Origin of the sequence: Mesorhizobium metallidurans STM 2683 (genome assembly GCF_000350085.1) — a bacterium.
Classification (GTDB): domain Bacteria; phylum Pseudomonadota; class Alphaproteobacteria; order Rhizobiales; family Rhizobiaceae; genus Mesorhizobium; species Mesorhizobium metallidurans.
Map to the genome: position 1 here is coordinate 1 of NZ_CAUM01000076.1, position 25,644 is coordinate 25,644.

At 61.6% G+C, this 25,644-nt stretch carries 21 protein-coding genes and 3 pseudogenes; 13 read left to right on the forward strand and 11 right to left on the reverse strand.

Features of this window, described 5'->3' with window-relative positions; all coding sequences use genetic code 11:
* Positions 1 to 448 precede the first annotated feature (448 nt).
* From MESS2_RS12910 to queC, 5 genes and pseudogenes are all read right to left on the reverse strand, one after another.
* Positions 449 to 1,165 (reverse strand): DsbA family protein, encoded by a 717-nt coding sequence (locus tag MESS2_RS12910; RefSeq protein ID WP_008874718.1) that lies wholly within the window; start codon positions 1,163 to 1,165, stop codon positions 449 to 451.
* A gap of 328 nt (positions 1,166 to 1,493) precedes the next feature.
* A pseudogene (locus MESS2_RS12915) lies at positions 1,494 to 2,483 on the reverse strand (cation:dicarboxylate symporter family transporter); the annotation flags it as partial.
* A gap of 338 nt (positions 2,484 to 2,821) precedes the next feature.
* Entirely contained in the window at positions 2,822 to 3,556 is a 735-nt protein-coding gene (gene queE / locus MESS2_RS12920; protein WP_008874720.1) for a 7-carboxy-7-deazaguanine synthase QueE, read from the reverse strand.
* A pseudogene (locus MESS2_RS12925) lies at positions 3,553 to 3,892 on the reverse strand (6-pyruvoyl trahydropterin synthase family protein). The gene queE and the pseudogene MESS2_RS12925 overlap by 4 nt, the downstream one beginning before the upstream one ends.
* Positions 3,892 to 4,590, reverse strand: coding sequence for a 7-cyano-7-deazaguanine synthase QueC (gene queC, locus MESS2_RS12930; protein WP_008874722.1), 699 nt, complete (start codon positions 4,588 to 4,590; stop codon positions 3,892 to 3,894). Before queC ends, MESS2_RS12925 begins: the two are co-directional and overlap by 1 nt.
* A gap of 424 nt (positions 4,591 to 5,014) precedes the next feature.
* On the opposite strand from queC, the gene MESS2_RS12935 reads away from it, so the two are divergent.
* From MESS2_RS12935 to MESS2_RS12945, 3 genes are all read left to right on the forward strand, one after another.
* Positions 5,015 to 5,404 (forward strand): hypothetical protein, encoded by a 390-nt coding sequence (locus tag MESS2_RS12935; protein WP_040592906.1) that lies wholly within the window; start codon positions 5,015 to 5,017, stop codon positions 5,402 to 5,404.
* 552 nt (positions 5,405 to 5,956) lie between these two features.
* Entirely contained in the window at positions 5,957 to 6,592 is a 636-nt protein-coding gene (gene bluB, locus MESS2_RS12940) for a 5,6-dimethylbenzimidazole synthase (RefSeq protein ID WP_008874728.1), read from the forward strand.
* A gap of 123 nt (positions 6,593 to 6,715) precedes the next feature.
* Complete coding sequence (locus MESS2_RS12945; RefSeq protein ID WP_008874729.1) at positions 6,716 to 6,937, forward strand: DUF982 domain-containing protein; 222 nt, start codon at positions 6,716 to 6,718, stop codon at positions 6,935 to 6,937.
* A gap of 633 nt (positions 6,938 to 7,570) precedes the next feature.
* Here the strand turns inward: MESS2_RS12945 and MESS2_RS12950 are convergent.
* The 4 genes and pseudogenes from MESS2_RS12950 to panB all read right to left on the reverse strand — a co-directional run bounded on the left by MESS2_RS12950 (position 7,571) and on the right by panB (position 10,863).
* On the reverse strand, positions 7,571 to 8,200 hold the full coding sequence (locus MESS2_RS12950; RefSeq protein WP_008874730.1) for an acyl-homoserine-lactone synthase: 630 nt from the start codon (positions 8,198 to 8,200) through the stop codon (positions 7,571 to 7,573).
* Positions 8,201 to 8,294: 94 nt separating this feature from the next.
* Positions 8,295 to 9,019: pseudogene (locus MESS2_RS12955) on the reverse strand (LuxR family transcriptional regulator).
* 111 nt (positions 9,020 to 9,130) lie between these two features.
* Positions 9,131 to 10,030 (reverse strand): pantoate--beta-alanine ligase, encoded by a 900-nt coding sequence (gene panC, locus MESS2_RS12960; RefSeq protein ID WP_008874732.1) that lies wholly within the window; start codon positions 10,028 to 10,030, stop codon positions 9,131 to 9,133.
* Positions 10,027 to 10,863 carry a 3-methyl-2-oxobutanoate hydroxymethyltransferase gene (panB, locus tag MESS2_RS12965; protein WP_008874733.1) on the reverse strand — a complete coding sequence of 279 codons (837 nt, stop codon included), beginning with the start codon at positions 10,861 to 10,863 and terminating at the stop codon, positions 10,027 to 10,029. Before panB ends, panC begins: the two co-directional genes overlap by 4 nt.
* A gap of 173 nt (positions 10,864 to 11,036) precedes the next feature.
* On the opposite strand from panB, the gene MESS2_RS12970 reads away from it, so the two are divergent.
* The 10 genes from MESS2_RS12970 to MESS2_RS13015 all read left to right on the forward strand — a co-directional run bounded on the left by MESS2_RS12970 (position 11,037) and on the right by MESS2_RS13015 (position 22,647).
* Entirely contained in the window at positions 11,037 to 11,999 is a 963-nt protein-coding gene (locus tag MESS2_RS12970; protein WP_008874735.1) for an NUDIX hydrolase, read from the forward strand.
* Positions 12,000 to 12,064: 65 nt separating this feature from the next.
* Positions 12,065 to 13,039, forward strand: coding sequence for a quinolinate synthase NadA (nadA, locus tag MESS2_RS12975; RefSeq protein ID WP_008874736.1), 975 nt, complete (start codon positions 12,065 to 12,067; stop codon positions 13,037 to 13,039).
* Positions 13,036 to 14,583, forward strand: coding sequence for an L-aspartate oxidase (locus MESS2_RS12980; protein WP_008874737.1), 1,548 nt, complete (start codon positions 13,036 to 13,038; stop codon positions 14,581 to 14,583). The genes nadA and MESS2_RS12980 overlap by 4 nt, the downstream gene beginning before the upstream one ends.
* Entirely contained in the window at positions 14,580 to 15,467 is an 888-nt protein-coding gene (gene nadC / locus MESS2_RS12985) for a carboxylating nicotinate-nucleotide diphosphorylase (RefSeq protein WP_008874738.1), read from the forward strand. Before MESS2_RS12980 ends, nadC begins: the two co-directional genes overlap by 4 nt.
* Before the next feature lie 182 nt (positions 15,468 to 15,649).
* Positions 15,650 to 16,660 carry a biotin synthase BioB gene (bioB, locus tag MESS2_RS12990; RefSeq protein WP_085987199.1) on the forward strand — a complete coding sequence of 337 codons (1,011 nt, stop codon included), beginning with the start codon at positions 15,650 to 15,652 and terminating at the stop codon, positions 16,658 to 16,660.
* The gene (locus tag MESS2_RS12995) at positions 16,657 to 17,796 is read left to right on the forward strand and encodes an 8-amino-7-oxononanoate synthase (protein ID WP_008874740.1); all 1,140 of its coding nucleotides are present in this window, start codon (positions 16,657 to 16,659) and stop codon (positions 17,794 to 17,796) included. Before bioB ends, MESS2_RS12995 begins: the two co-directional genes overlap by 4 nt.
* Positions 17,793 to 18,428, forward strand: coding sequence for a dethiobiotin synthase (gene bioD / locus MESS2_RS13000; protein ID WP_008874741.1), 636 nt, complete (start codon positions 17,793 to 17,795; stop codon positions 18,426 to 18,428). Before MESS2_RS12995 ends, bioD begins: the two co-directional genes overlap by 4 nt.
* Positions 18,428 to 19,693, forward strand: coding sequence for an adenosylmethionine--8-amino-7-oxononanoate transaminase (locus tag MESS2_RS13005; RefSeq protein WP_008874742.1), 1,266 nt, complete (start codon positions 18,428 to 18,430; stop codon positions 19,691 to 19,693). The genes bioD and MESS2_RS13005 overlap by 1 nt, the downstream gene beginning before the upstream one ends.
* A complete protein-coding gene (locus MESS2_RS13010) occupies positions 19,690 to 20,673 on the forward strand; it encodes a beta-ketoacyl-ACP synthase III (RefSeq protein WP_008874743.1) in 984 nt (327 codons plus the stop codon). The genes MESS2_RS13005 and MESS2_RS13010 overlap by 4 nt, the downstream gene beginning before the upstream one ends.
* Positions 20,674 to 21,000: 327 nt before the next feature.
* Positions 21,001 to 22,647 (forward strand): MFS transporter, encoded by a 1,647-nt coding sequence (locus MESS2_RS13015; protein ID WP_008874746.1) that lies wholly within the window; start codon positions 21,001 to 21,003, stop codon positions 22,645 to 22,647.
* Positions 22,648 to 23,124: 477 nt separating this feature from the next.
* On the opposite strand, the gene MESS2_RS13020 is transcribed toward MESS2_RS13015, so the two are convergent.
* Positions 23,125 to 24,411 carry a type II toxin-antitoxin system HipA family toxin gene (locus MESS2_RS13020; protein ID WP_008874747.1) on the reverse strand — a complete coding sequence of 429 codons (1,287 nt, stop codon included), beginning with the start codon at positions 24,409 to 24,411 and terminating at the stop codon, positions 23,125 to 23,127.
* Complete coding sequence (locus tag MESS2_RS13025) at positions 24,408 to 24,740, reverse strand: helix-turn-helix domain-containing protein (protein WP_040592899.1); 333 nt, start codon at positions 24,738 to 24,740, stop codon at positions 24,408 to 24,410. Before MESS2_RS13025 ends, MESS2_RS13020 begins: the two co-directional genes overlap by 4 nt.
* Between the last annotated feature and the right edge of the window lie 904 nt (positions 24,741 to 25,644).

Genomic DNA, 25,644 nt, shown 5'->3' on the forward strand with positions numbered 1-25,644 from the left:
GCCCGCGCCAGCCTCTCGGCTGCCGGAACGCTTGTTGTTTGCACGCATTGTCTGGTCCTCCGTTCGCCAATCGCGCCCTCCCCCGGAAGCGGGGTGGGCGGCGAAAGCGACCGAAAAGGCCCGCCGTAGAAGGCAGACCGCATCCGAAGGACCGGAACGAAGAGGAGGACCCGGAGCGGCAAGCGGAGGGTTGCGGGATGCCGCGGCTGGCCTAGAAGGGAGTGCCGCCCACCCCGTGCCACCGGGGAAGGCCACCACAAAATCGACGCCGGCCGGCTGGCCGGCGACCGTCAGCAGCCGACAGGCTGCGCGCGTCAGGGGGCGAAGCCGGATGGCCGAGACCGCCTGAGCCTGTCGAAGAAAAGCGGGCTCGGTGCACGAGCACCCGGCGCGCGCCTTCAGGCGCGCGGGCGCTCAGGACTCTGGTCCCCGAGAGCAGTTGATGCGGTCAAAATGCCGATTTTGCAGCTGTGGACGACTGAATCTTGGCGTTTGCGCGCACATCGGCGATGCAGCGTTGCAGCCCGGCCATCTCTACCACCCCGGCTATCACTTCGTCGCCGACCACCAACGCCGGCGTGCCGGTGATGTACAGCTCGTTGGCGAGCGCGCGATCGCGTGCGATGGCGTCGGTGATGGCCGGGCCTTGCATGTCCCGCTTGAGCTGCTCAACATCGAGGCCGACACGTGCCGCAACGGCTAGGGTGGTTCTTTGGTTAACCAAGCCGGGAAAAGCAAAAAGGGCGCGATCGAACGCCTCATATTTTCCCTGTATGCGGGAGGCGAGCGCCGCGCGCGCGGCGAATTCGGAAGCAGGTCCCAGGACCGGGAGCTGTTTACGCACACTCCTCAGATTGGGATCATGCTTGAGGGCTTGCTGGAGAATGAGGTCCATTTCCTTGCACAGCGGGCAGTTGTAGTCGAGGAATGAGACCAGGGGGACGTCGCCCTGCGGATTGCCGGCGATTGGCGAGGCGAGGTCGTTGAGGAGTGCGTCGCGATGCTGCCGAATGAGTATCCTCAAGTCCGCCGCGAGCAAGGCGTTCATCTCCGAGCCGTTGCAGGTCGTCAACCTATCTGGCTGTCGCTTTAGCGTTCCCAGCACGGACAAGGCGAGGACTAAGAAACCGATTACGGCGACAAGGCCGGCGTTTTGCTTGGACATGGGGTCGGGCTCCAATCAGCCGTTAACGGGGCAGCAACGGCTGGCCTTTTGGCGTGAAAGTTGGTCGTCGCTTTGGATCGCTTGCCCGGCAGTTCCCGCAGTATCGGCAGTCGCGGGGGGCTCACAATGTCGATGCCGGCGCCATCTGGCGGTTGCTTTATGACGGCTTCGCTCCAATGGGCTGACTGCAATAGCTGAGCGGCGTTCGCGAGTTGCCAGCCGAGACGACCGGTCATCGCGCCGGGCGATCTGCCCTTCAACGCCCGAGCGCCGAAGGACCCGCTCGCGAGAGCCTTTGCCAATCGTCCATCATCCGGCTCGCCCTGCTCCGGGCGACAACAAGCCTTCCCACTGCGTTGCCGAGAAAAATGGTCAGCACACGGCACTCCGACATAAAGTGGTCGACGCGAAGAATAAGCGTCACGCCGGCAGCTGGGGCGGTCGGAACGACAAAGAGCGCTGCAGCCAACGTGAGGAGGCCCGCACCGGTAATGCGAGTTGTTCCCTTCGAAGAGAGCAAGGCGACGAACAGCAGCAGGATCCGACCGCCGATCGACAGATCCGTGTTCGTCGCCTGGGCGAGGAAGAGGGGGACCAGCGTCATGTAGATGTTGGTGCCGTGCAGATTGAATGAATATCCGGCCGGGATGCCGAGGCCCACGACCGAACGCCTGGCGCTCGCCCCTTCGACGGGCGCGGCCCTCATCAGAATGCCGACCAGCTTGAACACCGGCGCAAGGAGCGCCTGAAGCAAAGAAAGCACAGGCTTGCCCGTGTCGCCGACCATCGCCAGAGCGATGCCGAACAGGACCGAGAAGAACAGGACCTGCAGGATGTCGCCTTCGGCAAAGGCACCAACGATCGTTATCGGGATGATGTTCATCAGAAAGCCGGTCACGGACTGCTCGTGGACCTTGGCGGCATAGCCCTTCACGGCCTGAACATCGAGCGACGCCGGATCAATGTTGAGGCCAGCACCTGGCTGAACGACATTTGCGACAATGAGACCGACAATCAATGCGAGGCTCGAGAAGGTGAGGAAATAGATCATTGCCTTGCCGGCGACCCGGCCGACCTTCTTGAGATCGTTCATGCCGCCGATGCCTGTCGCAATTGTCAGGAAGATGACAGGCGCGATGATGATCTTCACGAGCTTGATGAAAGCATCGCCGAGCGGCTTCAGAGCCTCTCCGGGCCCCGGACAGAAATAGCCCACTGCGACACCGAGGGCGACGGCGGCAAGCACCTGAACGTAAAGCCGCGCAATATGGGGCTTACGAGGCCCGGCGTTCGCGCTGTGGACTTGTGGAGCTAACACCGTTTCTCTCCCTGCCGGATCGGGGCGGGCTCTTCCTTGCTTCAAGGCCTCTCACTGGCGGCGCTCCGGTCGAACGCTGCTGCCATCTCGGGCGCAAGTGCCGTGCCAAGCAGCGGCGGCGCGATAACGCGCAGGACCTCTCACGCAGTGCCGCATTCGCCGCAGCCGCGTGCCCTCTTAAAAACAAGGGCAGACCGTCGGCGGACATGCGGCCTGGCAGCGGCCGAAAGGTCGTCGAGGCAACCTGTTTGCCTTGGTGGCTGCGATCGGGATCTAGATGGTCAACATCTGGCCGGTCGAACCGAAAATCCGAGGGCGCATTTCCCGCACAGGCGCGACTAAACGCCTCTCCTGTTTCCCCAGAGCATAACGTGCAACTGCGGCAACACGCGTGCTTCGAACCACCTGTCGTGTGTCACCTTTTCCACAAGCCACTCCATGCGTTTTATTATTCCGTCCAGGTCGACAGGTGCGTCTTCATTGCCAGGGCGCGGTGGCGTGTGATTGCCGGGTTGCAGATAGACCGGAAGGCGCGGAAATCGCGCCGCGGCGTCTTTGGCGTAGGCGTAGTCATTCTCGTCGAAAACAACGAGCTTGAGCACGATTTGCGGCTTCTGCTGCGCCGCTTCTATGCACGCCTGGAATGCAGCCCAATCGGTCCTCATTTCGCTTGACGGCGGCTTTGGGCTGAGAACCAGCACATCAAGATCCGCAAACCAGTCCCTGACCACCGAACCCTGGGTTTCCAGCGCAAAACGGTAACCTTCACCATGGCCTCGCTCGATCAGCGCACCGAAGGGCTGAATGGCCGGATTACCGCCTGACAGCGACACCATCACTGGCCGGCCGCCGGAAAGCCCAACGACGCTTTGCCACACCGCATCGATTGGCATCATCTCCCATTCGTGGCGGAATTGACTGTCCACCGCATGGAGGCTGTCGCACCAGGAGCACCGGTAGTCACACCCGCCGGTTCTGATGAAGACTGTAGGCAAACCGATGAGCACTCCCTCGCCCTGGATCGTGGGCCCAAATATCTCGCTCACACGGATTGCGGGACACGTGTCCGTCACGGCCGGTATTCCGCCCAGGTTTTCGGGGTTTCGCTCACCCGCACGGCCGCGGTTTCCGGCAGACGTGCCTTGCACCATTCATAGAAATGTCTGGCCAAGTATTCCGCCGTGACTTGCTCATGTCCCAGCACCTCGTTGAGGTGCCGATGGTCGAGGCTCTCGTCGATATAGCGTTTGAGGGGCGCCAGATCGTGATAGTCGCGCACGAAGCCGTGCGCGTCCAGGTCCTTCGCCGATGTAGTTATGCCCGTGCAGGCGCGCGCACTGATGATCCGGCGGCAAAGAGGTGAGCTGGTGCGAGGCCGAGAAGTGGAATTCCTTGGTGATGCGGAACATCAGGCGCTCCTCCTCCGCAGCGCCTCGAGCCAGAAGACAGGGTCTTCGTAGTCGGTAGGATCAGCGTGCCCCGCGAGATGAAACGCCTCGCGCCGCTCCACGCAGGTCCCGCACCGTCCGCAGTGACGCTCGCCGCCCTTGTAACACGACCAGGTCTCCGCAAATGGCGTTCCGTGTCTTGCTCCATCCCGGACGATGTCGCCCTTCGTGAGGTTGACGTAAGGCGTATAAAGGCGAATCTCTGCGTAGCCTTCCAGCGCCCGGTCTTGCATCATCTGGAAAGCTTCGATGAAGGCCGGACGGCAATCTGGATAGATGAAATGGTCCCCACCATGTACGGCCATCGCCACCGCTTCGGCCTTGTGCGCGGTGGCGAGACCGAAGGCAATTGCCAACATGATGGCGTTCCGGTTCGGCACTACCGTGATCTTCATCGTGTCTTCGGCGTAGTGGCCGTCCGGCACGTCGAAATTATCGGTGAGCGCTGAGCCGGAAAGGCCGCGGCCGATTTCGGGGATGTTGATGATCTGGTGCATAGTGTTCAGCCGCTCCGCGCAGAGAGCGGCGAAGCCCAATTCTTTCCTGTGCCGTTGGCCGTAATCGAAAGACAGGAGGCCGGCGAGCTCGTGCTCCGCTGCCACGCTGTGAGCAAGGGAAACGGAGTCCAATCCGCCGGAGCAGATGACGAGAGTCTTCATCGTGGTATCCTTGTTTTGACCGGGTAAGGCTGCGACCGGAGATTTCTCTGCGGTCCCCCTACCCCAGCGAGTCAACTTTGTGAACCCGGTGGAGTCTGGTCGCTGACGTGCCGTGGCGCACCGGGCACCGACAGCGGGCTCTTTCATGGATGTCCAAACCCAAGCATATGCTCAGAAGGACAGATGCGAAGCGACCTCGAGGCATTGCTGGGAAAGAAGCTGACCTATCCAAATCTGCGTTACGGATGCTTGCATAGGCCACACGCAAATTGGCGAAGTAACGAGGAAGGTACGGAGTTCGTTAACGGCGGGAGTGCAGAAGCCCAAGTTCAAGGACAGTGCGCGCGCCCCGCTTCAGGATCAGTTCGATCTGGAACACGAATCCGTCGTTGCAATCACCCCTATATTGCGCGCAATAGCCTACATGGCGTTGGATGAACTGGATTTGGCGATTTTCCAGATGGCGGTCGAAAGCGTCCGCTCACTTTCCCTAAGCTTCAACCAAAAAGCCGCAGAGATAGCCACGAGGAGCCACGGTGTCCTGGTTTTCGACGTGCGGGTCGATGGTGACTCGGAGGTCCAGCGGATCGCAGCCATCCGATATCGAGCCGACCAGACGGGCGTGGTCGCGTTGGACAGACAAGGCCTTGTTACCCGCTCTTGCATGGTCAATGGCACTTTCTCACATTTCATTTCGCCATTGGAGAACTGGGCCAGCATGCCCCTGTCAATGCAGGCCAAGATCGATGTCACCGTCCATGCCGGTCTCTTCCTAGGCGCCTTGCGAAATGCCGGTCATATGCTTGGCAGCTAGCATATGACCGGAATGCATCTGTGGATTTTTGGCTCCACCTGCGCGTCCGAGCGGCCGGCCACCGAGGCTCTGTGGCGCGCGGATGTGTCCGGGGAGAGCGCGACGATCTGCTGCACACGTTCGGATATACCTCACGCGCACGAGCCGCGCTCCTTAGTTACCTTCTCCTTCACTTTACAGGGATTGCGCGAAAATATTCCGCTGGTGCGCCTGCTTGGCGGTTACGCCGCGCTTCTGCAGTTAATCGAGCAGGAAAATCGCGCAATCAGTGGAGATCCACGAGAACTGGCTCGAGGCGACCCGCTACCTCAACATTGATCATCTGCGCGAGCACAAGAAGGAGAACCTGAGGGCATTGGCCGCCTGAGACGCGGCCCGCCATGTCCGCCGCTCCGCTAAATACGGGGGCTGCGCGGCGGAGACGCCAACGTCACCGCTAATGCCACGCCATTTTTGCAGAACTTGACGCGCACAACCTACTGCCCTACTGCCCTAATGCCTACTGCCTTATTGCCCTCCCCCCTACTTTCTTCGCAAAGGCAGTACGACACCATGACGTCAGACCCGGAATTTCCGGACGATTTTCGCGCCGATCTGGCCAATCTCTTCCTGTGGCGGCGAGACGTGAGGCGATTCAAGCCGATGCCGCTCCCCGAAGGCGCGCTGGAACGGCTGCTTGACATCTCCAGCATTGCGCCCTCGGTCGGGCTGAGCCAGCCCTGGCGTTTCGTCATGGTCGAGAGTGCGGGATGCCGCGCCGCCGTCAGGACATGCTTCGAGCGCTGCAATGCGGAGGCGCTCGCATCGTTCGGCGGCGAACGCGCCGCGCTCTATGCGCGCCTGAAGCTTGCCGGCTTGAACGAAGCGCCTTGTCAGTTCGCGGTCTTTGCCGACCGCACGACGCAACAGGGACATGGGCTCGGCCGCCTGACCATGCCCGCAACCATCGAATATTCGGCGGTGATGGCGATCCACACTTTTTGGCTGGCGGCGCGCGCCGAAGGAATTGGCATGGGCTGGGTCTCGATCCTCGACCCGGCCGAAATGGCGACGATCATGGACGCACCGCCGGAGTGGACGCTGATCGGTTACTTCTGCGTCGGCTACCCCTGCGAGAACCACAGCCTGCCGGAACTGGAACGGGAGGGCTGGGAAGTCCGGCGCGCTTCGATTGTGATAAGGCGGTAGTGCAACGGCGACGCTGCCATCTCCCCCTTGTGTCGGCTCGCGGGGAAACAATAGACCTGCACGCTTATTGGGATCGAATGTTCCTTTAACAGCCGCCTCTCCCCTTAGGTTTCCCTCATCGCATTGCACTGGTTCAACCCTCCGGTCTCTGTCAAGACCGACCGACCTGGGAGGACCTACGGGGTCAACCACGTCGAAGGTGCCGCTGAGGAATTCATGAAGTGGCCGAATAGGGGACCCAAGTGGAAGATCCAAGCCTGCGTCGACGCCTTTGAAGACCGGGTGACCCCCCAAGATGTCCGCGCGGCCTTCGAGGCTGCTGCTGAGGAAGAGGGAATGCTGTAGCATGCAGGTCGACCTGTTGCCCTCACGCGCTGGTGCTTTACAATCAGGTGGCAAACTGATCATGCAATTCACCGATCCTGCGGGCTTCACCCCAGCCTTGAGCGTGCGCTCTTAGGCCTACGGCAGCGTTGATCCACGCCAGCACACTTCTTACATGGGAGCATGAATACGAACCCCGTTCGGCGAGCTATTGCGCGATTCACCATTCGTTCACTTTATTAGCGCACGTTCATAAGCGGACACTGTTGGTGTAGCTCGTACGTGCCCAAAGCCCCGGCGCATCGACCCAGCGCCGGGGCTTTTTTGGTACCAGAAGGCACCGCTGAGAGGAGCAATCGTCCAGCGGTGCAGGCCTTGGCTGCTCTGTGAACGATTCCGGAGTTGCTGCTTTTTTGCGGCGTAAAGAAATCCGGCTTTTACGGCGTCCAAAAACTCGGTGTCTGCGGCGGGGCGCGCCATTTGGCGTGGTAACGCTGGAATTGCGGATTGCACCTAAAAACTTCCTGGGCCCAGGTCGTGCGGGGGAAGCGACCGAAATAGTCGTAAGCTTCGCACTACGCCGTCCGGCCAGCATATCAACCGTACGTAGCGCCCGCGGGCAGGAGCATAGGTCAGGCTGAGCATCGTTAAGCGCTACGCCGACAGGCCGAGAACCGGTTGCCATAATACCGGTCCGTTCAGACGTCCCCTCCAGCGGATGCGCTTGAGGCTAGCGTGGGAAATCTCGAGAAAACCGGCGACCGCCTCCGTCTTACCGACCGGCTTCGGCTGTCCGATGCGCGACAACGGCCACGTTGCGAGACGCAGGATCCGTTCCATGCGCGTATCGGTCACTGTCACAATCCGAGTGAGATTGTTCGCCAAGCCGAATTCGATCATGCCGGCGAAGAGCTCGTAGGTTGCTTGCGCCAGTCCGCCAGACTTAGGCGCTGATGGAGGGAGATCGAGTGCGAAACGACTGCTCTCCCAAATGCGGGCACTCGCGGGCGCCGCAGTCTCGCCCAGCAGCATCGGAAAGGTGTCGCGCAACATTGTCGGTCCGGTAGTCGGTAAAAGACGGACGCAACCGCAAATTCGCCAGTCGGATCCCTTGAGAAGCAGATAGACGGGGTTCAGGCTGTCAAATGCGTCTGTTTCCATCTCGCTTTCGGTCTGAACTTCCCAATCCAGCCTTTCCTTGAAGACCCGATGCCTGAGCCCGTGCATTTCGTTGAGCTCGTTTGGAAACTCGCCGTAGAGTTCAGGTGTTATCAGCTGCATCATCTGTCGCCTCCGTGCAGGATGTGTTCCCGCCATCGAAGAGCAAAGCCGACATTGATGCAGCCTGTAGACCTTTACAGCTTTCCAACAAAAGGAGTCAGGATCTCCACTGACGGGAAGCAGTCAGCCGTGCTACGCCCTGGTTGATCGTTCGCACGCCAAGCTTGCCTTAGCGTTTTCCAGATGGAAGGTCACGGTGCGTTTCGAGACGCCGAGGATCTGGCTGATATCCCAGGCGGACTTACCGCGCGCCGCCCATTTCAGGGATTCGAACTCCCGCGGGGTCAGCGTTATGCCATCCACCACGCAATCTTCGGCGAGCTTGCGCCGGGCATGTATATGAAAGTTGATTGCGACCAGCTGCAATGCTTTTTCGTAGCGAGGGAGTGATCGCAAGAGAGGCGGACGGGATTGGTCGGAAGCGAAGGTCAGCGCCGCAAACCGGCCGCGATGGTCATGCATGGACATGGTCAATCCGCCGCGAATGCCAAAGTGAGCTGCTTTTTCCAGGATTTCTTGCTGCGAGGCCGGCAGACACTGGCGGGGTCGATCCACGCCCCAATCAAAAGTATCCCAGCCTTGCAGCCCGCGCAGGATCACCGGATCATGGCTGTGGTAGCGCAGTTGCAGATAGTGCGATGTCCAGGATGAAGGATAATTTGAAATCAATCGCGGCGTCTGGCCGGAGACCGACGGGTAACTGAAATAGGCGAAGAGCGGAAAGTCGAAGCCGGCTGCGGCGGACGCCATCGCCTCATGGAGGTCGACCGCATCGACGCTTGCAGAGAGTTGCTCGACGAAGTTTTCGAATACGCGATACATCAGCCCTTTGCGCGACCTCCTCGAATGTTGCTCGATGCCAGGCGGAAACCTGGGTCTAAATGACCCCGCATCGATGCGACGCGGACGATTTGGTCGCCATCATCGCCGGCATTACTTTGCTGCTTCCCCGTGAAGCGAACGCCGCGCACCTGGCCGCTTACCAACCGGGGATGTTGAGACGTTATCGATGAGCCGTGTGTCGCCGAGCCAAGCCGCGACAAGCAAGCGTGCTGGTCGGTCAAGCCTTGCTAGCGGCTGCAGGTCTGTTTCGCCGCGAAGTTCCAGGTATTCGACCTCGCGATAGCCTGCCGCCAGAATTGTTGCACGCGCTTCATCAAGCATGGGCAAGACAGGAGAGCCACGCGCAAGCCGCTCAGCCGTGTCGAGCAAGACCAAAGCCAGCTTTGGGGCAATGGCGCGTTCTGCTGGCGAGAGCCGGCTATTGCGCGACGATAGTGCAAGACCATCGGTTTCGCGGACTGTCGGACATCCGACCACGGTGATCGGGATGTCGAGGTCCCGGACCAAGCGCCTGACAAGCTGAAGCTGCTGGAAATCCTTTTCGCCAAAGAAGGCGAAGTCAGCGCCGGTCTGCAGGAAGAGCTTGGCCACGACCGTCGCCACGCCATCGAAATGGCCGGGCCGGAAGGCGCCGCACAGGCCCTCGCTGAGAGTGGACACCGAAACGGCCGTGGCGAAGCCCGCTGGATAAATCTCGTCTGCATCCGGCACATACAGCAGATGTGCGCCTGTCGGCACGAGCTTGGCAGCATCTTCGTTTTCCGTCCGGGGATAGGCGGCAAGGTCGGCGGCACTGTTGAACTGCTTGGGATTGACGAACAGCGTCACGACTACCCGCTCGGCCTTCTGAAGCGCGGCACGCACGAGGCTCAGATGGCCTTCATGCAAGGCTCCCATGGTCGGCACAACGGCGATACGGGTGCCTGAGCGACGCCATCCCGCGGCAACAGCGCGGAGCTCGGCAACGGTTCGAACGATCGGCACGCTCATGTGACGCCTCCGGCCTTCGTCTCGTTGGCGTAGAGATGTTCGGCCGCCGGAAAGCGCCGTTCCCTCACGTCGGCGGCGTAAGCCGCAATCGCCGCATCGGCCTGGTCGCCTAGTTCGGCGTAGCGCTTGACGAATTTCGGCCGGAAAGAGCTGAAAAGCCCGAGCATATCGTCGCTCACCAGAATCTGACCGTCGCAGGCGAGCGAGGCGCCGATGCCGATGGTTGGGACGGCGATCTCCGCAGTGATGCGCTTTGCGAGGGGCTCGGGCACTTTCTCCAGCACCACGGAAAAGGCGCCGGCCTTCGTGACCGCACCGGCATCGCGCCTGATGCGCTCGGCATCGTCTCCCCGCCCCTGGACGCGGTAACCGCCGAGAGTATTGACCGCCTGCGGCGTCAAGCCGACATGGGCCATGACAGGCACGCCGCGCGCGGCGAGGAAGCGGATCGTCTCGGCCATGGTCTGGCCCCCCTCGAGCTTCACCGCTGCACAACCGGTCTCCGCCATCAGGCGCGCAGCGTTGCGGAAGGCCTGCTCGGGGCTTTCTTCATAGGAACCGAATGGCAGGTCTACGACCATCAATGCTCGCACCAGACCGCGGCGCACCGCCTGGCCGTGCATGATCATCATGTCGAGAGTGACGCCCAGCGTCGACGAGAGGCCGTGCAGGACCATGCCGACGCTGTCGCCAACGAGAACGATGTCGCAGTGTCGATCAACCAATCTGGCGATCGGCGTAGTATATGCCGTCAGGCAGACGAGTGGAGTCTGGCCTTTCCGCATTCGAATATCCGGCGGTGTCATCGCCTTTGTCTCACCAGTTGCGCTCAACCCACGCCTCCTTCCCTAGCGTTACCCGCCGCGGGTGTCGCGTTTGGCATATTTTTGTGCGAGTGCGAAGAGCTAAAAAAAGACGTGCAGCTGTGCGGTGTTGACGTGCGGACAGCCTCGCTTACATTAAATCGATTAAGGCTCCCGGGCTCAGGTCAACCACTTTCACGAACATGGACGATCAGGCAAAAGGAACCAGGAAAGACAAAGCCGGCAAGGCGGACGAAGTCAAAGTGGACCTGATCGCCGTTGTCGTGGCCGTAAATGAAAGTGACCCCTGTCTCCTAACAATCGGCCAGGCTGACACCCTGCCGTCCGGACCTTTTGCGCTTGAGCACCGGTCGCCGCAATCTGGTTTGAGGGGGTGGGTCGAGCAGCAGACCGGCCAGCCCTTGGGGTACATCGAGCAGCTTTACACCTTCGCCGATCGGGACCGAATTGGCGTCGAACGCCAGCAGCGCGTCATCTCCATCAGCTATCTCGCTTTGACCAGCAAAGAACAGGCAACGGGCTCATCCAAGTGCGGCTGGCAAAGCTGGTACGACTATTTTCCATGGGAGGACCACCGCTCCGGCACCCCGCCGGTGGTGCTGGATGTTGTGCGACCACGCTTGATCGGTTGGGCAGACGGAGCCAGCGACGCGGCTACGCGACGCGAACGCCGGCAGCGGGCGGCGATCGCCTTTGGCTTCGACGACCGTTATTGGAATGAGGAGCTCGTGCTTCAGCGATATGAGTTACTTTATGAAGCAGGCCTGGTCCAAGAGGCCGGAAGCGGACGGGAGACGTCGCTTCCCCTGGTGCCGAGCAAGTCCATGGTCGCTGATCATCGCCGTATCGTGGCAACGGGCATTGCACGGCTGCGTTCCAAGATCAAATACCGGCCCGTCGTCTTTGAGCTTATGCGACCGACCTTTACGCTACTGCAGCTGCAGCGAACCGTGGAGGCGCTCGCCGGCAGGCTCATCCACAAGCCGAACTTTCGCCGCCTCATCGAGCAACAGGAATTGGTCGAGGAGACCGGCGAGACCACTGCGGAGACTGGTGGTCGGCCGGCGAAGCTCTACCGCTTCCGCCATGCCGTTCTCGACGAAAGGGCCATCGCCGGGACAAAATTGCCGCTGTCGCGGGGTTGACATCCCTTATACTCACGGCAAGTATATGCTGGTTATCTTCAACTAGAGTATAAGCGGGGGCATCAATGAGCGCCGTGCTGCCTACGGCCGCGTTCCTCTACGAGCGCGTCCGGCGCGTGATCCCGCCGATTGAATGGCCGTCTTTCGTGGACGATATCGATGCCATCCTTGCGCTCAAGCGCGAGCGCAATGCCATCATCCTGGCGCACAACTATCAGACGCCCGAGATCTACCATTGCGTCGCAGACATTGTCGGCGACAGCTTGGCGCTCGCCCGCAAGGCTGTGACAGTCGAGGCGCAAGTCATCGTCGTTGCCGGCGTGCATTTCATGGCCGAGACCGCCAAGCTGCTTAATCCGAACAAGACCGTGCTCATCCCCGACCTCGGCGCTGGTTGCTCGCTGGCCGACTCGATCACGGCACAAGACGTGCGGCTGATGCGACAGAGTTATCCCGGCGTGCCCATTGTCACCTATGTCAACACCTCCGCCGCTGTGAAAGCCGAGTCCGACATCTGCTGCACCTCGGGCAACGCAAAGGCGGTGGTGGAATCGCTCGGCGCGCCGCGTGTGATCATGCTGCCCGACGAATATCTCGCCAAGAACGTCGCCGCCGAGACGAAGGTCGGGATCATCGCCTGGAAGGGTCGTTGCGAGGTGCATGAGCGCTTCACCCCGGCCGATATTCGCGAACTGCGCGCCGCATATCCAGGCGTCATCGTGCTGGCCCATCCCGAATGCCCCCCGGACGTTGTCACAGAGGCGGATTTTTCGGGTTCCACCGCGGCCATGTCGGATTATGTCGAGCGGGAAAAACCACCCCGCGTAGTGTTGATGACGGAATGTTCGATGAGCGACAATGTCGCGGTCGCGCATCCCGAGGTCGAGTTCGTCCGCCCCTGCAATCTCTGTCCGCACATGAAGCGCATCACGCTGGCTAACATTCGCGTCGCACTCGAGGAGAACCGGCATGAGGTTCGGATCGATCCCGGGATTGCAGGGCGCGCGCGCCGCTCGGTCGAGCGCATGCTTTCCATATGAACCTCGACGTTCATGACATCGGCGGGGCGCCGGTCATCATCGGCGCCGGTGTGGCAGGCCTGATGACGGCGCTTCATCTGGCGCCGGAACCGGTTGTGCTTCTGTCCAATGCGGGGCTGGGAACCGGAGCCTGCAGCGAGCTCGCCCAAGGCGGTCTTGCGGCAAGTGTCGGCGGCGAGGACAGTCCCGAACTTCATCTTTGTGACACCCTCGCGGCTGGCGACGGCCTCTGCGACGTGACGACGGTGCGGCGAACGGTCCGAGCTGCACCTGAAGCGATCAGGACTCTAGAGCGCTTCGGTGTCGCATTCGACCGAAGCGCTGACGGCGCCTTGCGGCTCGGGCTTGAGGCGGCGCACTCGCAGCGGCGGATCGTGCATGCGGCGGGCGATGCCACCGGTCGCGAGCTGGTCCGCGCGCTGATCGCCGCGGCACGGCGCACAGCCTCCATCACTATCCTCGAAAACATGGAGGCCCGCCGGCTTGTCGTGGAAGACGGGGCGATTATCGCCGTGGTCGCGGCCGGGTGCACGGGCGCAATCGCCTTGCCAACGCGCCGCGCGGTCCTGGCGACCGGCGGCATCGGCGGCTTGTTTAGCGATACGACAAACCCGCCTGGCTCATGTGGACAGGGGCTCGCGCTCGCCGCCTGTGCCGGGGCGGAGTTCGCCGACCTGGAATTCGTGCAGTTCCACCCGACCGCCCTCGAGGGTCCGCGGCGGCCGATGCCGCTGGTGAGCGAAGCGGTGCGCGGCGAGGGTGCTGTGCTCGTCGACGAGCAAGGAGAGCGTTTCCTCGCTGAAACCCCCGGGGGCGAGCTTGCGCCTCGCGACGTGGTTGCGCGCGCGGTTTGGCACCAGCTCGCTGCCGGACGCCGTGTGTTCCTGGACGCAAGGCAATGTCTCGGCCTCAGATTTGACAAGCGCTTTCCGGCGATCGCCGATTTGTGCCGCCAGGCCGGCATCGATCCCGCGACCGACCCGATCCCGGTGCGCCCGGCGGCACATTATCACATGGGCGGTGTTGCTGTAGACGCTGCCGGCCGCAGCTCCATCGAGGGATTGTGGGCATGTGGCGAGGTCGCATGCACCGGTCTGCACGGCGCGAACCGACTCGCCAGCAACTCGCTTATCGAAGCGGCGGTCACAGCGAGCTGGGTTGCTGAAAGCGTCGCCGACGTATCACACACCCGGCGACCGCGCGTGTGTTCCGCATTCGTGCCTCGACGGCCAGACGCCTCCGGCATCCGCCCAATCGTCTCGGCCGCGCTCGGCATCATCCGCGATAGCGAGACGCTACGCGACGGGGTGGCGACCCTGTTGCCGATCGCAGCTCACGACAGCGCTGCCTCCGGCCCCGCCTTGGTCGCGCTGATGATCGCCATTGCGGCCCTGCGGCGCGAAGAGAGCCGCGGATCGCACTGTCGTTCCGATTTCCCCGGACGCGATGCAGATGCGCGCCAGTCACGGCTGACACTGCCCAGCGCAATACAGACCGCCGTCGCACTCAGCTGGCGGGCGCCGATACGGAGCACCCTGACATGAATTCGTTCTCACCCCTTCCCTCAACCCTGATCGAGCCGATCGTGCGCGGTGCTCTTCTCGAAGACCTGGGCAGATGCGGTGATCTGACCAGCGACGCCGTGATCCCGCGTGATCGCACGGCCACGTTAGTGCTCAAGTCGCGACAGACGGGAATCGTTGCCGGTCTCGATCTGGCCGCCTTCGCCTTCATGCTCGTCGAGCCTGCGATCGACATGCACATCTGGCGAGCTGACGGCAGCGATGTCGCGGCGGGCGAGACTATCGCCAAGTTGTGCGGACCGGCGCGAGGCCTGCTCACGGCCGAGCGCACGGCGCTCAATTTTCTGTGCCGCCTGAGCGGCATCGCCACTGCCACAGCGACGATGGTCGAGGCCGTGCGTGGCCACAAGGCGAAGATCGTGTGCACGCGAAAGACGACGCCCGGACTGCGCGCGCTGGAGAAATACGCCGTGCGCGTCGGCGGCGGCGCCAATCACCGCTTCGGGCTCGACGACGCCGTGCTGATCAAGGACAACCACATCGCAATCGCCGGCGACATTCGCACGGCAATAGAGCGGGCGCGCGCCACCGCAGGGCACATGGTGAAGATCGAGGTCGAGGTCGAGACCCTTGAGCAGCTCGATACAGCGCTCACGCTGGCAGTCGACGCAGTGCTGCTCGACAATATGTCGGTTGAGGACCTTGCCCGCGCCGTGGCAATCGTCGGTGGCCGCGCCATCACGGAGGCTTCCGGTCGGGTGACGCCGAAAACGGCTCCGTCGATTGCTGCGACGGGGGTCGACCTCATCTCAGTCGGATGGCTGACACACAGCGCCCCTATCCTCGACATCGGCCTGGATATGCCGGCGCATCGGCGCGCGCTTGAACTGATGGAGATGGAATGAAAAGCATTCCCACCTCCGCTGGAGCGCGCCGACGCAGGAACTGCTCCATGCGAGCCTGCATATTTGTGCGGCGCACCCTCCAACTGGTTCAGGCTCATCGGGCTGATCGACGATCATAGCGAACCCGAGGAGGGTCGACAGACTCCTGCACGCGCTGTCGGACCAGCGACAAAGCTTTGATGATGACGATTGGAACGAACTCGGAGTGCGACGTGAAGCAAGCCATGCAATCGATCGAGGGGGCACTATCCCGATGGAACCGCAAAGAGGCCGAGGCTATCCACGGGATGCCGTTCAATGACCTGCTCTTCCTGGCGCAGACAATCCACCGCCAGAACTTCGATCGCAACCGGGTGCAGCTGTCGCGGCTGCTCAGCATCAAGACCGGCGGATGCCCGGAGGATTGCGGCTATTGCAGCCAGTCTACACATTACGAAACCGGCCTGAAGGCGTCCAAGCTGATGGAGGTGGAGCGTGTCATTGCCGAAGCGATGAAGGCGCGGGACGCCGGCGCCACCCGCTATTGCATGGGCGCCGCATGGCGCAGTCCGAAGGAACGCGACATGGGCTCCGTGGTCGCCATGATCGAGGGCGTGAAGGCGCTCGGCATGGAGACCTGCATGACGCTCGGAATGCTGGACCTCAGTCAGGCGCAGCGCCTGAAGGCGGCCGGTCTCGACTACTACAACCACAACATCGACACGTCCGAGCGCTATTACGGCGAGGTTGTTTCAACCAGGACCTTTGCCGACCGGCTGGAAACACTTGGGCACGTGCGCGAGGTCGGCATGAAGGTCTGCTGCGGCGGCATTGTCGGGATGGGAGAGGAAAAGGCCGATCGCATCGACATGCTGGTCACACTCGCGAACCTGCCCGAGCCGCCGGAAAGCGTGCCGATCAACATGCTCATCCCCATCGAAGGCACGCCGCTTGCCGAGGCCGAGCCCATCGATCCGATCGATTTCGTCCGCACCATTGCGCTCGCCCGCATCATGATGCCGAAGTCCTATGTAAGGCTCTCCGCCGGCAGGACGGCGATGAGCGACGAAACGCAGGCGCTGTGCTTCTTTGCCGGCGCCAATTCGATCTTTGTCGGCGACATGCTGCTGACGGCGGACAATCCCGGCGAGGACAAGGATAATCGTCTATTTAGACGTCTCGGCATTGAGCCGATGCCACGCGAGGCAAGATGAACGAGCCGCCGCTTGCCCGCTATGAAGCAACCTTGCAGGGTCTGGCACGCAAGGGCCGGCTGCGGACACTGGCGCCGCGCGCCGGGCTCGACTTCTCGTCCAACGATTATCTCGGGCTTGCTGCCTCGAAGAGACTTGGCGATGCAGTCGCGGCGGCAATCGAGGGGGGCACCCCGGTCGGCGCTACCGGATCGCGGCTCCTGCGCGGCAACGCGCCGGAGCATGAGGCATTGGAGGCAGATGCGGCGGCGTTCTTCGGGGCCGAACGGGCGCTGTTCTTCGGCAGCGGCTACATCGCCAACTTCGCCCTGCTGAGCGCCCTGCCGCAGAAGGGCGACCTGCTGATCCTCGACGAACTCGCGCATGCCAGCATGCATGAAGGGGCGCGGGCTGGACGCGCCGATTTCAGGCCGGCCACGCACAACGACATAGATGCTTTTGAGGATGCGATCAGGCGCTGGCGCGCCGAAGGCGGCATGGGCCGCATCTGGATCGCAGTCGAAAGCCTGTACAGCATGGATGGCGACTGCGCGCCGATGGAGAGCCTGGTCGCGCTTGCCGATCGGTACGAGGCATTCATAGTGGTCGACGAGGCGCATGCCACCGGCGTCTGGGGACCGGACGGCCGGGGGCTGGCCGCCGCTTTCGAGGGCCGCGACAACATTGTCGCCCTCCACACATGCGGCAAGGCGCTCGGCGCATCCGGCGCACTCGTCACTGGGCCGGGAGTGCTGTGCGACTATATTGTCAACCGCTGCCGGCCCTTTATCTACGCCACCGCGCCATCGCCGCTAATGGCGGTGGCGGCGCGCGAAGCGCTCGCAATCCTGGTCGACGAGCCGATGCGCCGCGTTCAGCTGCATGAGTACGTTGCCTTCGCGGGCCGCCAACTGGCCGAGCGCTGTGGCGTGGCGCGCAGCGGCTCGCAGATCCAACCACTTGTCATTGGCGACGTCAGCCGCACCATGGTGATGGCGGCGGCACTGCAGGCCCGCGGCTTCGACATACGCGGCATTCGTCCGCCGACCGTGCCGGAGGGCACGTCGCGGCTGCGCATTTCGCTGACGCTGAATGTCGGCAAGGCTGACATTTCGGCCATGGTCGAGACGCTCGTCGACGTGTTGGGCACGGCATGACCACGCGTATCGTCGTCACCGGAACAGACACCGGAATAGGGAAGACCGTGTTTTCGGCTGGGCTGGCCGGGCTGCTCGACGGCTTTTACTGGAAGCCGGTGCAATCGGGTCTCGATGAGGAGACCGACAGTGAGGCGGTTGAACGGCTCGCCGGCCTGCCGTCAGGGCGCGTGCTGCCGGAAGCTCACCGCTTGAAGAGCCCGCTGTCGCCGCATCGTTCAGCCGAAATTGACGGCGTCTCGATTGAGGCTGCCGATCTTGCATTTCCGGTCCTGCCGACACCGCTCGTCATCGAAGGCGCTGGCGGACTGATGGTGCCGATCAACCGACAGACAAGATTCATTGACATCTTCGCTGAATGGCGGCTGCCGGTCATTCTGTGCGCCCGCACCGAGCTCGGCACGATCAACCACACTCTGCTGTCGATCGAAGCCCTGCGGGCTCGCTCCATCCCGCTGATCGGCATCGCCTTCATCGGCGAAGAGGTAGCCGATACGCAAAGGACAATCACCGAATTCGGCGCGGTGCGTCAGCTCGGCAGGCTGCCACACCTCGTTCCGTTGACGCGCGAAACTCTGCGGAAGGCGATGTTTGCCGGCTTCGACCTCGCCAAGATTGCCGGAGGCGAATGATGTCGCGGTCGCCGGTCTGGCATCCATTCACCCAGCACGCGATCGAGCCGGCCATGCCGTCCGTTGTCCGCACGGAAGGGGCCTGGCTAGAGACGAATGACGGAAGGCATATCCTCGATGCAATCTCTTCCTGGTGGGTGGTCACCCATGGGCACCGCCATTCACGGATCATGGAAGCAATCCGGAATGCGACTGAGATGCTCGACCAGGTGATCTTCGCCGGTCTCACCCATCAGCCGGCAGAGCAATTGGCCTCGGCGCTGATCGAAATAGTGCCGGCAGGCCTCGACTGGGTGTTCTATTCCGACAGTGGATCCACGTCCGTCGAAGTCGCGCTGAAGATGGCGCTCGGCCACTTCCGCAACATCGGCGCGCCGCGCTCGCGCATCGTCGCCATGGAACACAGCTATCATGGCGACACGATCGGCACGATGAGCATCGGCGCCCGCGGCGTGTTCAACGCCGCTTACGAGCCCCTGCTGTTCGAGGTCGACACCATTCCCTTCCCAGCCGCAGGGCGCGAGCAAGAGACGCTGGATCGGTTCGAGGTTTTGTCTCGCGACCGCCGCGCCGCCGCGCTGATCGTCGAGCCGCTCGTGCTTGGCGCCGGCGGCATGCTGATGTATCCGGCCTGGGTTCTGGCCGAATTGAAGAAGATCACTGAGGCCTCCGGCACGCTCCTGATCGCCGACGAAGTGATGACCGGCTGGGGGCGCACCGGAAGCACGTTCGCCTGCGAGCAGGCGTCCATCTCTCCGGATATCCTGTGCACCTCGAAGGGCTTGACTGGCGGCGCCATCCCGCTGGCGGCCACACTCGCGACCGATGCCATCTTCCAGGCCCACTATTCCGTGGACCGGAAGAAGACCTTTTTCCACTCAAGTTCCTACACCGCCAATCCGATCGCCTGCGCGGCCGCATTCGCCAATGTCGAGGTATGGCGGGACGAGCCGGTGGCCGAGCGGATTGCGGCCTTGAGCGCCGGGCAGGCCGTCGGGCTTCGACGCTTTCGCAACAATGCCAACTTCACAGATTGCCGGGCGACCGGCACGATCGCAGCTCTCGATCTGCGCGCCGGCTCGGCCGGCTATCTGGCCGAGATCGGACCAAAGCTGCGCGCTTTCTTCCTCGAGCGCGGCCTGCTCGTGCGCCCGCTCGGTAATGTGCTCTATGTTCTGCCGCCCTATTGCATCACCGCAGAGGAGCTAGACGGGCTCTATGACGCCATCGAGGAGGCCGGCGAACGCTTCGGTTCGCGGTCATGAACCGGTCGTCGCGCTTTCTAGGGTTTGGCGATCATGCGCCGGCCCGAAAGGTGGAGAACCAGGAAATCGAGACCCGTCTTGGACTCGAACCCGGCTGGATCGAGCAGCGCACCGGAATTCGTTCGCGCTTCTGGGCAACCGACCAGGATACGCTGTCGGGCATTGCCGCGCAGGCCGGCGACATGGCACTGGCGAATTCCGGCCTCGACCGTGGCGACATCGGCCTGCTGTTACTCGCCACCTCGACGCCCGATCACCTTCTGCCGCCCAGCGCGCCGCTGGTAGCACATCGCCTGGGCTTAGGCCGCGCCGGTGCGGTTGACCTCACAGGCGCCTGCGCCGGCTTTATCTATGCCCTGATGTTTGCCGACGGATTCACCCGCCTCCATGGCAAAGCGACCTTGGTCATCGCCGCCAACATCCTCAGTCGCCGCATCAATCCAGTCGAGCGCGCAAGCGCGGTGCTGTTTGCCGATGCCGCCGGCGCCGTGGTGATTGCCCCGTGCGAAGAGCCGGATCGGGGCATTCTCGGCGCCGCGTTGGCTTCGGACGGCTCGCGCTACGGGCTGATCCAGATTCCCGCCGGAGGAAGCAACACACCGTTCCACGGCGGCATGGACCTCGGGCAGACCCGCATGACGATCGCCAACGGCCGCGAAGTGTTCGCCAAGGCCGTGGAGATGATGTCTCGCTGCTCGCAGGACGCGCTCTCTGCTGCCCGAATGCGGTCGCAAGACATCGATCGGTTCGTGCCACACCAGGCCAATGTCCGCATTTTCGATGTGGTCGGGAGGAGCCTCGGAATAGCGGATCAAGCGATCGTCAAGACGATCGCCGAGTACGGCAACTCTTCCGCCGCGACCATCCCGCTCTCGCTCTCGCTTTCGCATCGGGCGCAGCCGTTTCGGCCGGGCGAAAAGATTCTCCTTGCGGCGGCGGGTGCCGGTCTCACCGGAGGCGCCCTCATCCTCGGAATTTAGCGGCACGACGGCCATGCACAGGATTTGTCACGAATGACACTAGCAAAACGGGCCCAATGCGAAAAAATAGTCGCCGGCAAGCTGCATGGGCGCTGGTTCGGTGACGCGAGAGCGAAAACCCTGCAGACGATTTTCTCGAGCAGGACGATCGGCAAGGCTACCTTGCTGGGCGAGGAGTGGTTGGCGCCAGTCTAGGAGAGCGGAGGTATCCAACTCCTGATTGCGATGAAGTCATCCTCGATATGTCGGCCCTTATTGGTCAATATCGTAACGGCAGTAGTGGCAGCCGTGAATTGAATAACCGGCCCCTCGAAGGCATCAACTGTCATGCAGTCCGAAAAAAATGCTCATCTGCCTGTCTCAACAACGCTGGCTCCATTTCGGAACCCGGTGTTTCGCTCGATCTGGACGGCCACACAAATATCCAGCCTCGGATGGCTCGTGCAAACGGTCGCCATCAGTTGGCTGATGGCCACGATTTCCGCTTCGGATCTGATGGTTGCACTCGTGCAGGCCGCATCCACATTGCCGGTATTCTTCCTCTCAATTCTTGCCGGAGCCATCGCCGACAACTTCAGCCGCCGATGGGTGATGTTTGCGGGGCACTGCCTGATAGCATTGGCATCAACGACGCTGATGATTTCTGTCGGTCTGGGATTTGCCGGTCCCTGGCTAATTCTCGGACTAGGTTTCCTGGCCGGCTGCGGCTTTGCCTTGAATGATCCGGCCTGGCACGCTTCTGTTGGTGATATCCTTCACAAGCGCGACATCCCGGCTGCGGTGACGCTTATGTCCGTCGGATACAACATTGTGCGCAGCGTTGGTCCGGCTTTGGGTGGCGTAGTCTTGGCATTCTTTGGACCGCTGGCCGCTTTCGCGTTGGCAGCGTTGAGTGATCTGGCGCCTCTAAGCGCAATATGGCGTACTCGATGGGATGTTCGCACTTCCCCTCTCCCTCGTGAACGAATGACGATGGCAATTCATGACGGAGTGCGCTTCACGGTATTGTCCTTGGAGATCAGGGCAGCGATTGCCCGTGCAACCTTTTTCGGGCTGGCAAGCATCTCCATCCTTGCGCTACTCCCACTAGTCGTCCGGGATCAGCTGAAAAGCGGCCCAATCGTCTACGGCATCTTGCTGGCCGGCTTCGGCATGGGTGCTTTCGTCGCGGGCATGAGCAATAGCTTTCTAAGGCGGATCACGTCTCAAAACAGGCTGGTATCGTTCGCCTCTGTTGCTTGTGCAGCATGTTGCCTTTCCCTTGCACTCACATCATCGGTCGCCGTGGCGGCCATTTCGCTGGCACTTGGTGGCGCGGGTTGGCTTATCACCTGGACGGGCATTGACGTGTCGGTGCAGCTGGCAAGCCCAAGGTGGGTCGTCGGCCGCACACTGTCGATATACTACGCCCTGAGCGCAGGGGGTATGGCGGCCGGCAGCTGGATCTGGGGTACTGTCGCACAGGACTACTCCTTAGCCTGGGCTTTGCAGGGCGCCGCAGGCGCTCTGTTGCTGGTTGCAGCTGCGGGGATACTGTTGCCGGTCCGTCCATGGGAAGAAACGGATCAGGAAAGTTCGGATTTTCACCCGCCGGAGCTGGCACTCGAGTTGAAGCCCAGGAGTGGCCCCATAGTCGTGAAGGTCGAGTATCTTATAGCCGAAGAGAATATCGAGACCTTTCTGGGCTACATGCGCGCAAGGCGCCATGTTCAGAGCCGTGCCGGTGCGCGAAACTGGACACTCCAGCGAAATCTTCAAACGCCTTCGATTTGGACAGAGACATTCCGCACGCCAACCTGGATGGACTTTCTTCGCCTGAATCATCGGCTCACGGCAGCGGACAAGGAAGTCGGCCAGCGTCTCCTGGCACTGCATGATGGAGAGCGTCCTCCGCAAACAGTGCTTTCGATCGAACGAACGACTGAGGCAGCTCGTACCCGTGCCTCGACAATCTTTTCTCGTCCTCCGAGGTGACGTGATCACGAAAGCGATCGCATCGCGCATTGGGATCTGCCGCGCCGGTCGACTGAAGCAGCGCGAAGGCCGCATCGCCAGTACGCGGAGCCTATGCGTCCGGCGCTCTCTCGCGAATACCTATGCCGCCGCGGGGCTTGAGGCCGGGGGCAGGAACGGTCCGTTCCGGGCCATCTTCGATGCGGCGCGCGACGGCAAGAAGGAGGGCATGGGTTTCGAGCGCTGGTGGTCGCGCCTGCGCACAAGCCGATCAGCAGCACGTTCGACGTGCGCTTCAGCAGCGCTGTGCGGCTCAGAGACTGGCAGAGCAGGATCTGACTCGCTACCGGCTGGCGCTGGGCCAGCCAGAACCAGGCCTGTTCGAGGACGGCGCTGGCGCTCGACCTTTCGGCCCCGGACATGGAATCAGGGCGGGGGAAGCCGCCTTGACGCCCTTGCAGGACGCGATCTCAACCGCGAACGACAAGCTTTCAGGGATCATTGCTGCGCCCTTTGGGCGGCTTGCCGTTCCCGATGTTCGAACGCGTCGGTGAAGCTATCGAGTTCTTGGGGCGTCATCCCAAGCGCCCGCCCCTCCTCACGCCATGAGGCAACCGCCTTTTCGACTTCTGCGAGTATCGTCTTCGCTCGATCGCTCCTGATCCGGAAATAAGCGATTACTGACATCAGTGCGTCCACAGTCGCTTCGGGCCCAGTTTCCTCGGATATCCAGGTTTTCAGCTCTCGCACGCGCTCAGGGAACGGGTTGATGTCGAATGCAGGCGCCAGGCGCCATTGCCCGCGATGCACATGGAGAAAGCCGTGATTGTGGAGGTGGTCATCGACATTGGTGATAAGGATCGAGAACGCGATGCGCCGCCAAAGCTCTTCAATGTTGGCCGCTGGCTGGCTGCCGTGCTGACGAAGCACATCCACGAGTTCAGTATAGCTATGCTCGCCAACGTCCCCTGACTCTGCGCCGATCATCGTGGCGGCCGAGATATACATGAGTCGATTGCCGTTCTGAGTCCTATCGAAACGCCGTATGAGCGCGACAGGGGCGCCGTCGCTGTCGAGCAGACGTGTCTCAGCAGCATCCACGCCGGCTTTTCTGGCCAAATTCATGGCGAGCACTTCGCCCTTTGTGACAGAGCGATCATCGGCAACGCTCGGAAACTTACCGATAGCGAGGCGTCCGTCGTCGTCGACGACAGAACACTTCGGACGAAGGCCCCCAAGGGACGTGCCACGTCCACGCAAATAGGCGAGGTCCGTTGCCGTCTCGGTGTTCGTCTCGACCGCCTGCGTCGCTGCGAGGAGTTGACCGATTTCAATGAGCGGCGGCGTGGTGCGTCGACCCTCCTCGGTCGTTCTTTGGTAACGCCCTTCTTCGTCCTGCAACCGGAGCGCACCAACGCGGCTCATGTCGTCCACTGCCAAGAGGTAATCCATCGCGTTCAGAGGCCGCGTTTCGGCGACATTTCCCGCCCGGCGCGCCTCTTGGCGACGCTTGGCGTGGTCGCGCTGGATGACACGCCGGCCCCATCCGTCCGGCTCCGTGTCGGCGATCGCGTTGTGGAACACGGACCCGTCGCCGGTCTTTCGATGGAATTGGGGGCCTGAGACGAGTGGCAGACCGGGTTCGATCGAGAAGCCTTCCGCTGCTCTCAGCCAACCTGCATGATATTCAAAGGCAGCGCTCTCGCGCGCACCCTGCTGATCATAGCGCAACGTGCCCAGTGGCGTCGCTTCCTCGCCAATGTGAACAGCAATAGAACGTCTCATATTGCACCCGGTGGCTTCCTGACCCTTACCCTTTTGGGCAAACGTTCGGCGTCGAGGAGCAGGCCTTGCTCATCGCGATGCGCGTCGACGATCTGCGTCAAAGCCTCATCAAAGCCCAGAACAAAAAAGGTCATGGCGTAGGCCCCCATAGCGACGGTCGGGTCTCCTTTTTCGATCTTCAGATAGGTGCTCTTTGCGACACCCAATCGTTCCGCCATCATCATGATCGTCAGGCTGCGCTTCTTACGGGCGAGCGCAATGTCGGCGCCGAGCTTGCCAAGCGCCCTCTTGACTCTGGGAGGCAATGTATCTGTCACTGTTGAGCGCATTTTTGTCTCATAAAAACGACCTTAACTGTTTTTAGGTCGTTTATATAAGACATAAACCGTGATCTGTCGAGAGTTGGCCTGTTTGACCGAATCGAACAAGGCGGTGGCGCTGAAACCAACCACACTAATCTCGTGAGCATGCATCCATGCGATCCGCAAAGGGCGCCAGGTGAGTCGCACAGGGATGTGAACGATTGCGCCGCTGCAAAACGGAACGGGCCATGGTTGGCACGATCCAGATGGCGGCGCTCCCGCCTGACGTCCGAGCGGCGGCGCCGCATGCTGTCTCGACCCGAGCTTCACAGCAAACAGATGCTGTCGGTATCGAACGAAAGTGTCAGATATCGGACATACGAACCGTGTCCCAAACCTCTGCTTCGTGCTCAGCCTGACCCCCAAAAAGCAAAAAAGAAGGGGAGCGCGACGAAGTTGCGCCGGCCAATTAAGTGTCAGCGCGGAGCTACCTCTTCGGGATGGCACGTCGCTTGCTGCTCCGCATCGAACGCCGACGGCCAACCCACACAACGGAGATGGATATTGGTTCAGAAGTGCTGAATCCCTGATGTAACTGAAAGAGTTTGACTGACAGTTGTGTGGAAGCGCAGCAAGGCAATAGGCGTTTTGCCTTTTCTTTGAGCCTGACGCAGGTCGAATCTCACCTCTTCGGACAGTTGATGACCAACCACAGTTGTTCTTCAATAAGTCATACAGTTGAAGAAGTGCGATTAAGCAAAATTACAAGTATCACTCGGCGTACTCTTAAAGTACACCGGAACTCCTCTAGTCAACTTAGTATCGCGCATTCCTTAGGTACGAAGGAGGAGCGCGATGCACATGTTTTTTCTCCTCGGATAGGCCACGAGTTCGCTCTTTGACGCTTCCGACTTTAACCTTTGAATCGAGA

Bases quoted from the DNA above. Each gene is read 5' to 3' on its own strand.
- MESS2_RS12910 (WP_008874718.1), bottom strand. From the start codon at position 1,165: ATGTCCAAGCAAAACGCCGGCCTTGTCGCCGTAATCGGTTTCTTAGTC.
- queC (WP_008874722.1), bottom strand. From the start codon at position 4,590: ATGAAGACTCTCGTCATCTGCTCCGGCGGATTGGACTCCGTTTCCCTT.
- MESS2_RS12935 (WP_040592906.1), top strand. From the start codon at position 5,015: ATGGCGTTGGATGAACTGGATTTGGCGATTTTCCAGATGGCGGTCGAA.
- bluB (WP_008874728.1), top strand. From the start codon at position 5,957: ATGACGTCAGACCCGGAATTTCCGGACGATTTTCGCGCCGATCTGGCC.
- MESS2_RS12950 (WP_008874730.1), bottom strand. From the start codon at position 8,200: ATGATGCAGCTGATAACACCTGAACTCTACGGCGAGTTTCCAAACGAG.
- panC (WP_008874732.1), bottom strand. From the start codon at position 10,030: ATGAGCGTGCCGATCGTTCGAACCGTTGCCGAGCTCCGCGCTGTTGCC.
- MESS2_RS12970 (WP_008874735.1), top strand. From the start codon at position 11,037: ATGGACGATCAGGCAAAAGGAACCAGGAAAGACAAAGCCGGCAAGGCG.
- nadA (WP_008874736.1), top strand. From the start codon at position 12,065: ATGAGCGCCGTGCTGCCTACGGCCGCGTTCCTCTACGAGCGCGTCCGG.
- MESS2_RS12980 (WP_008874737.1), top strand. From the start codon at position 13,036: ATGAACCTCGACGTTCATGACATCGGCGGGGCGCCGGTCATCATCGGC.
- nadC (WP_008874738.1), top strand. From the start codon at position 14,580: ATGAATTCGTTCTCACCCCTTCCCTCAACCCTGATCGAGCCGATCGTG.
- bioB (WP_085987199.1), top strand. From the start codon at position 15,650: ATGACGATTGGAACGAACTCGGAGTGCGACGTGAAGCAAGCCATGCAA.
- MESS2_RS12995 (WP_008874740.1), top strand. From the start codon at position 16,657: ATGAACGAGCCGCCGCTTGCCCGCTATGAAGCAACCTTGCAGGGTCTG.
- bioD (WP_008874741.1), top strand. From the start codon at position 17,793: ATGACCACGCGTATCGTCGTCACCGGAACAGACACCGGAATAGGGAAG.
- MESS2_RS13005 (WP_008874742.1), top strand. From the start codon at position 18,428: ATGTCGCGGTCGCCGGTCTGGCATCCATTCACCCAGCACGCGATCGAG.
- MESS2_RS13010 (WP_008874743.1), top strand. From the start codon at position 19,690: ATGAACCGGTCGTCGCGCTTTCTAGGGTTTGGCGATCATGCGCCGGCC.
- MESS2_RS13015 (WP_008874746.1), top strand. From the start codon at position 21,001: ATGCAGTCCGAAAAAAATGCTCATCTGCCTGTCTCAACAACGCTGGCT.
- MESS2_RS13020 (WP_008874747.1), bottom strand. From the start codon at position 24,411: ATGAGACGTTCTATTGCTGTTCACATTGGCGAGGAAGCGACGCCACTG.
- MESS2_RS13025 (WP_040592899.1), bottom strand. From the start codon at position 24,740: ATGCGCTCAACAGTGACAGATACATTGCCTCCCAGAGTCAAGAGGGCG.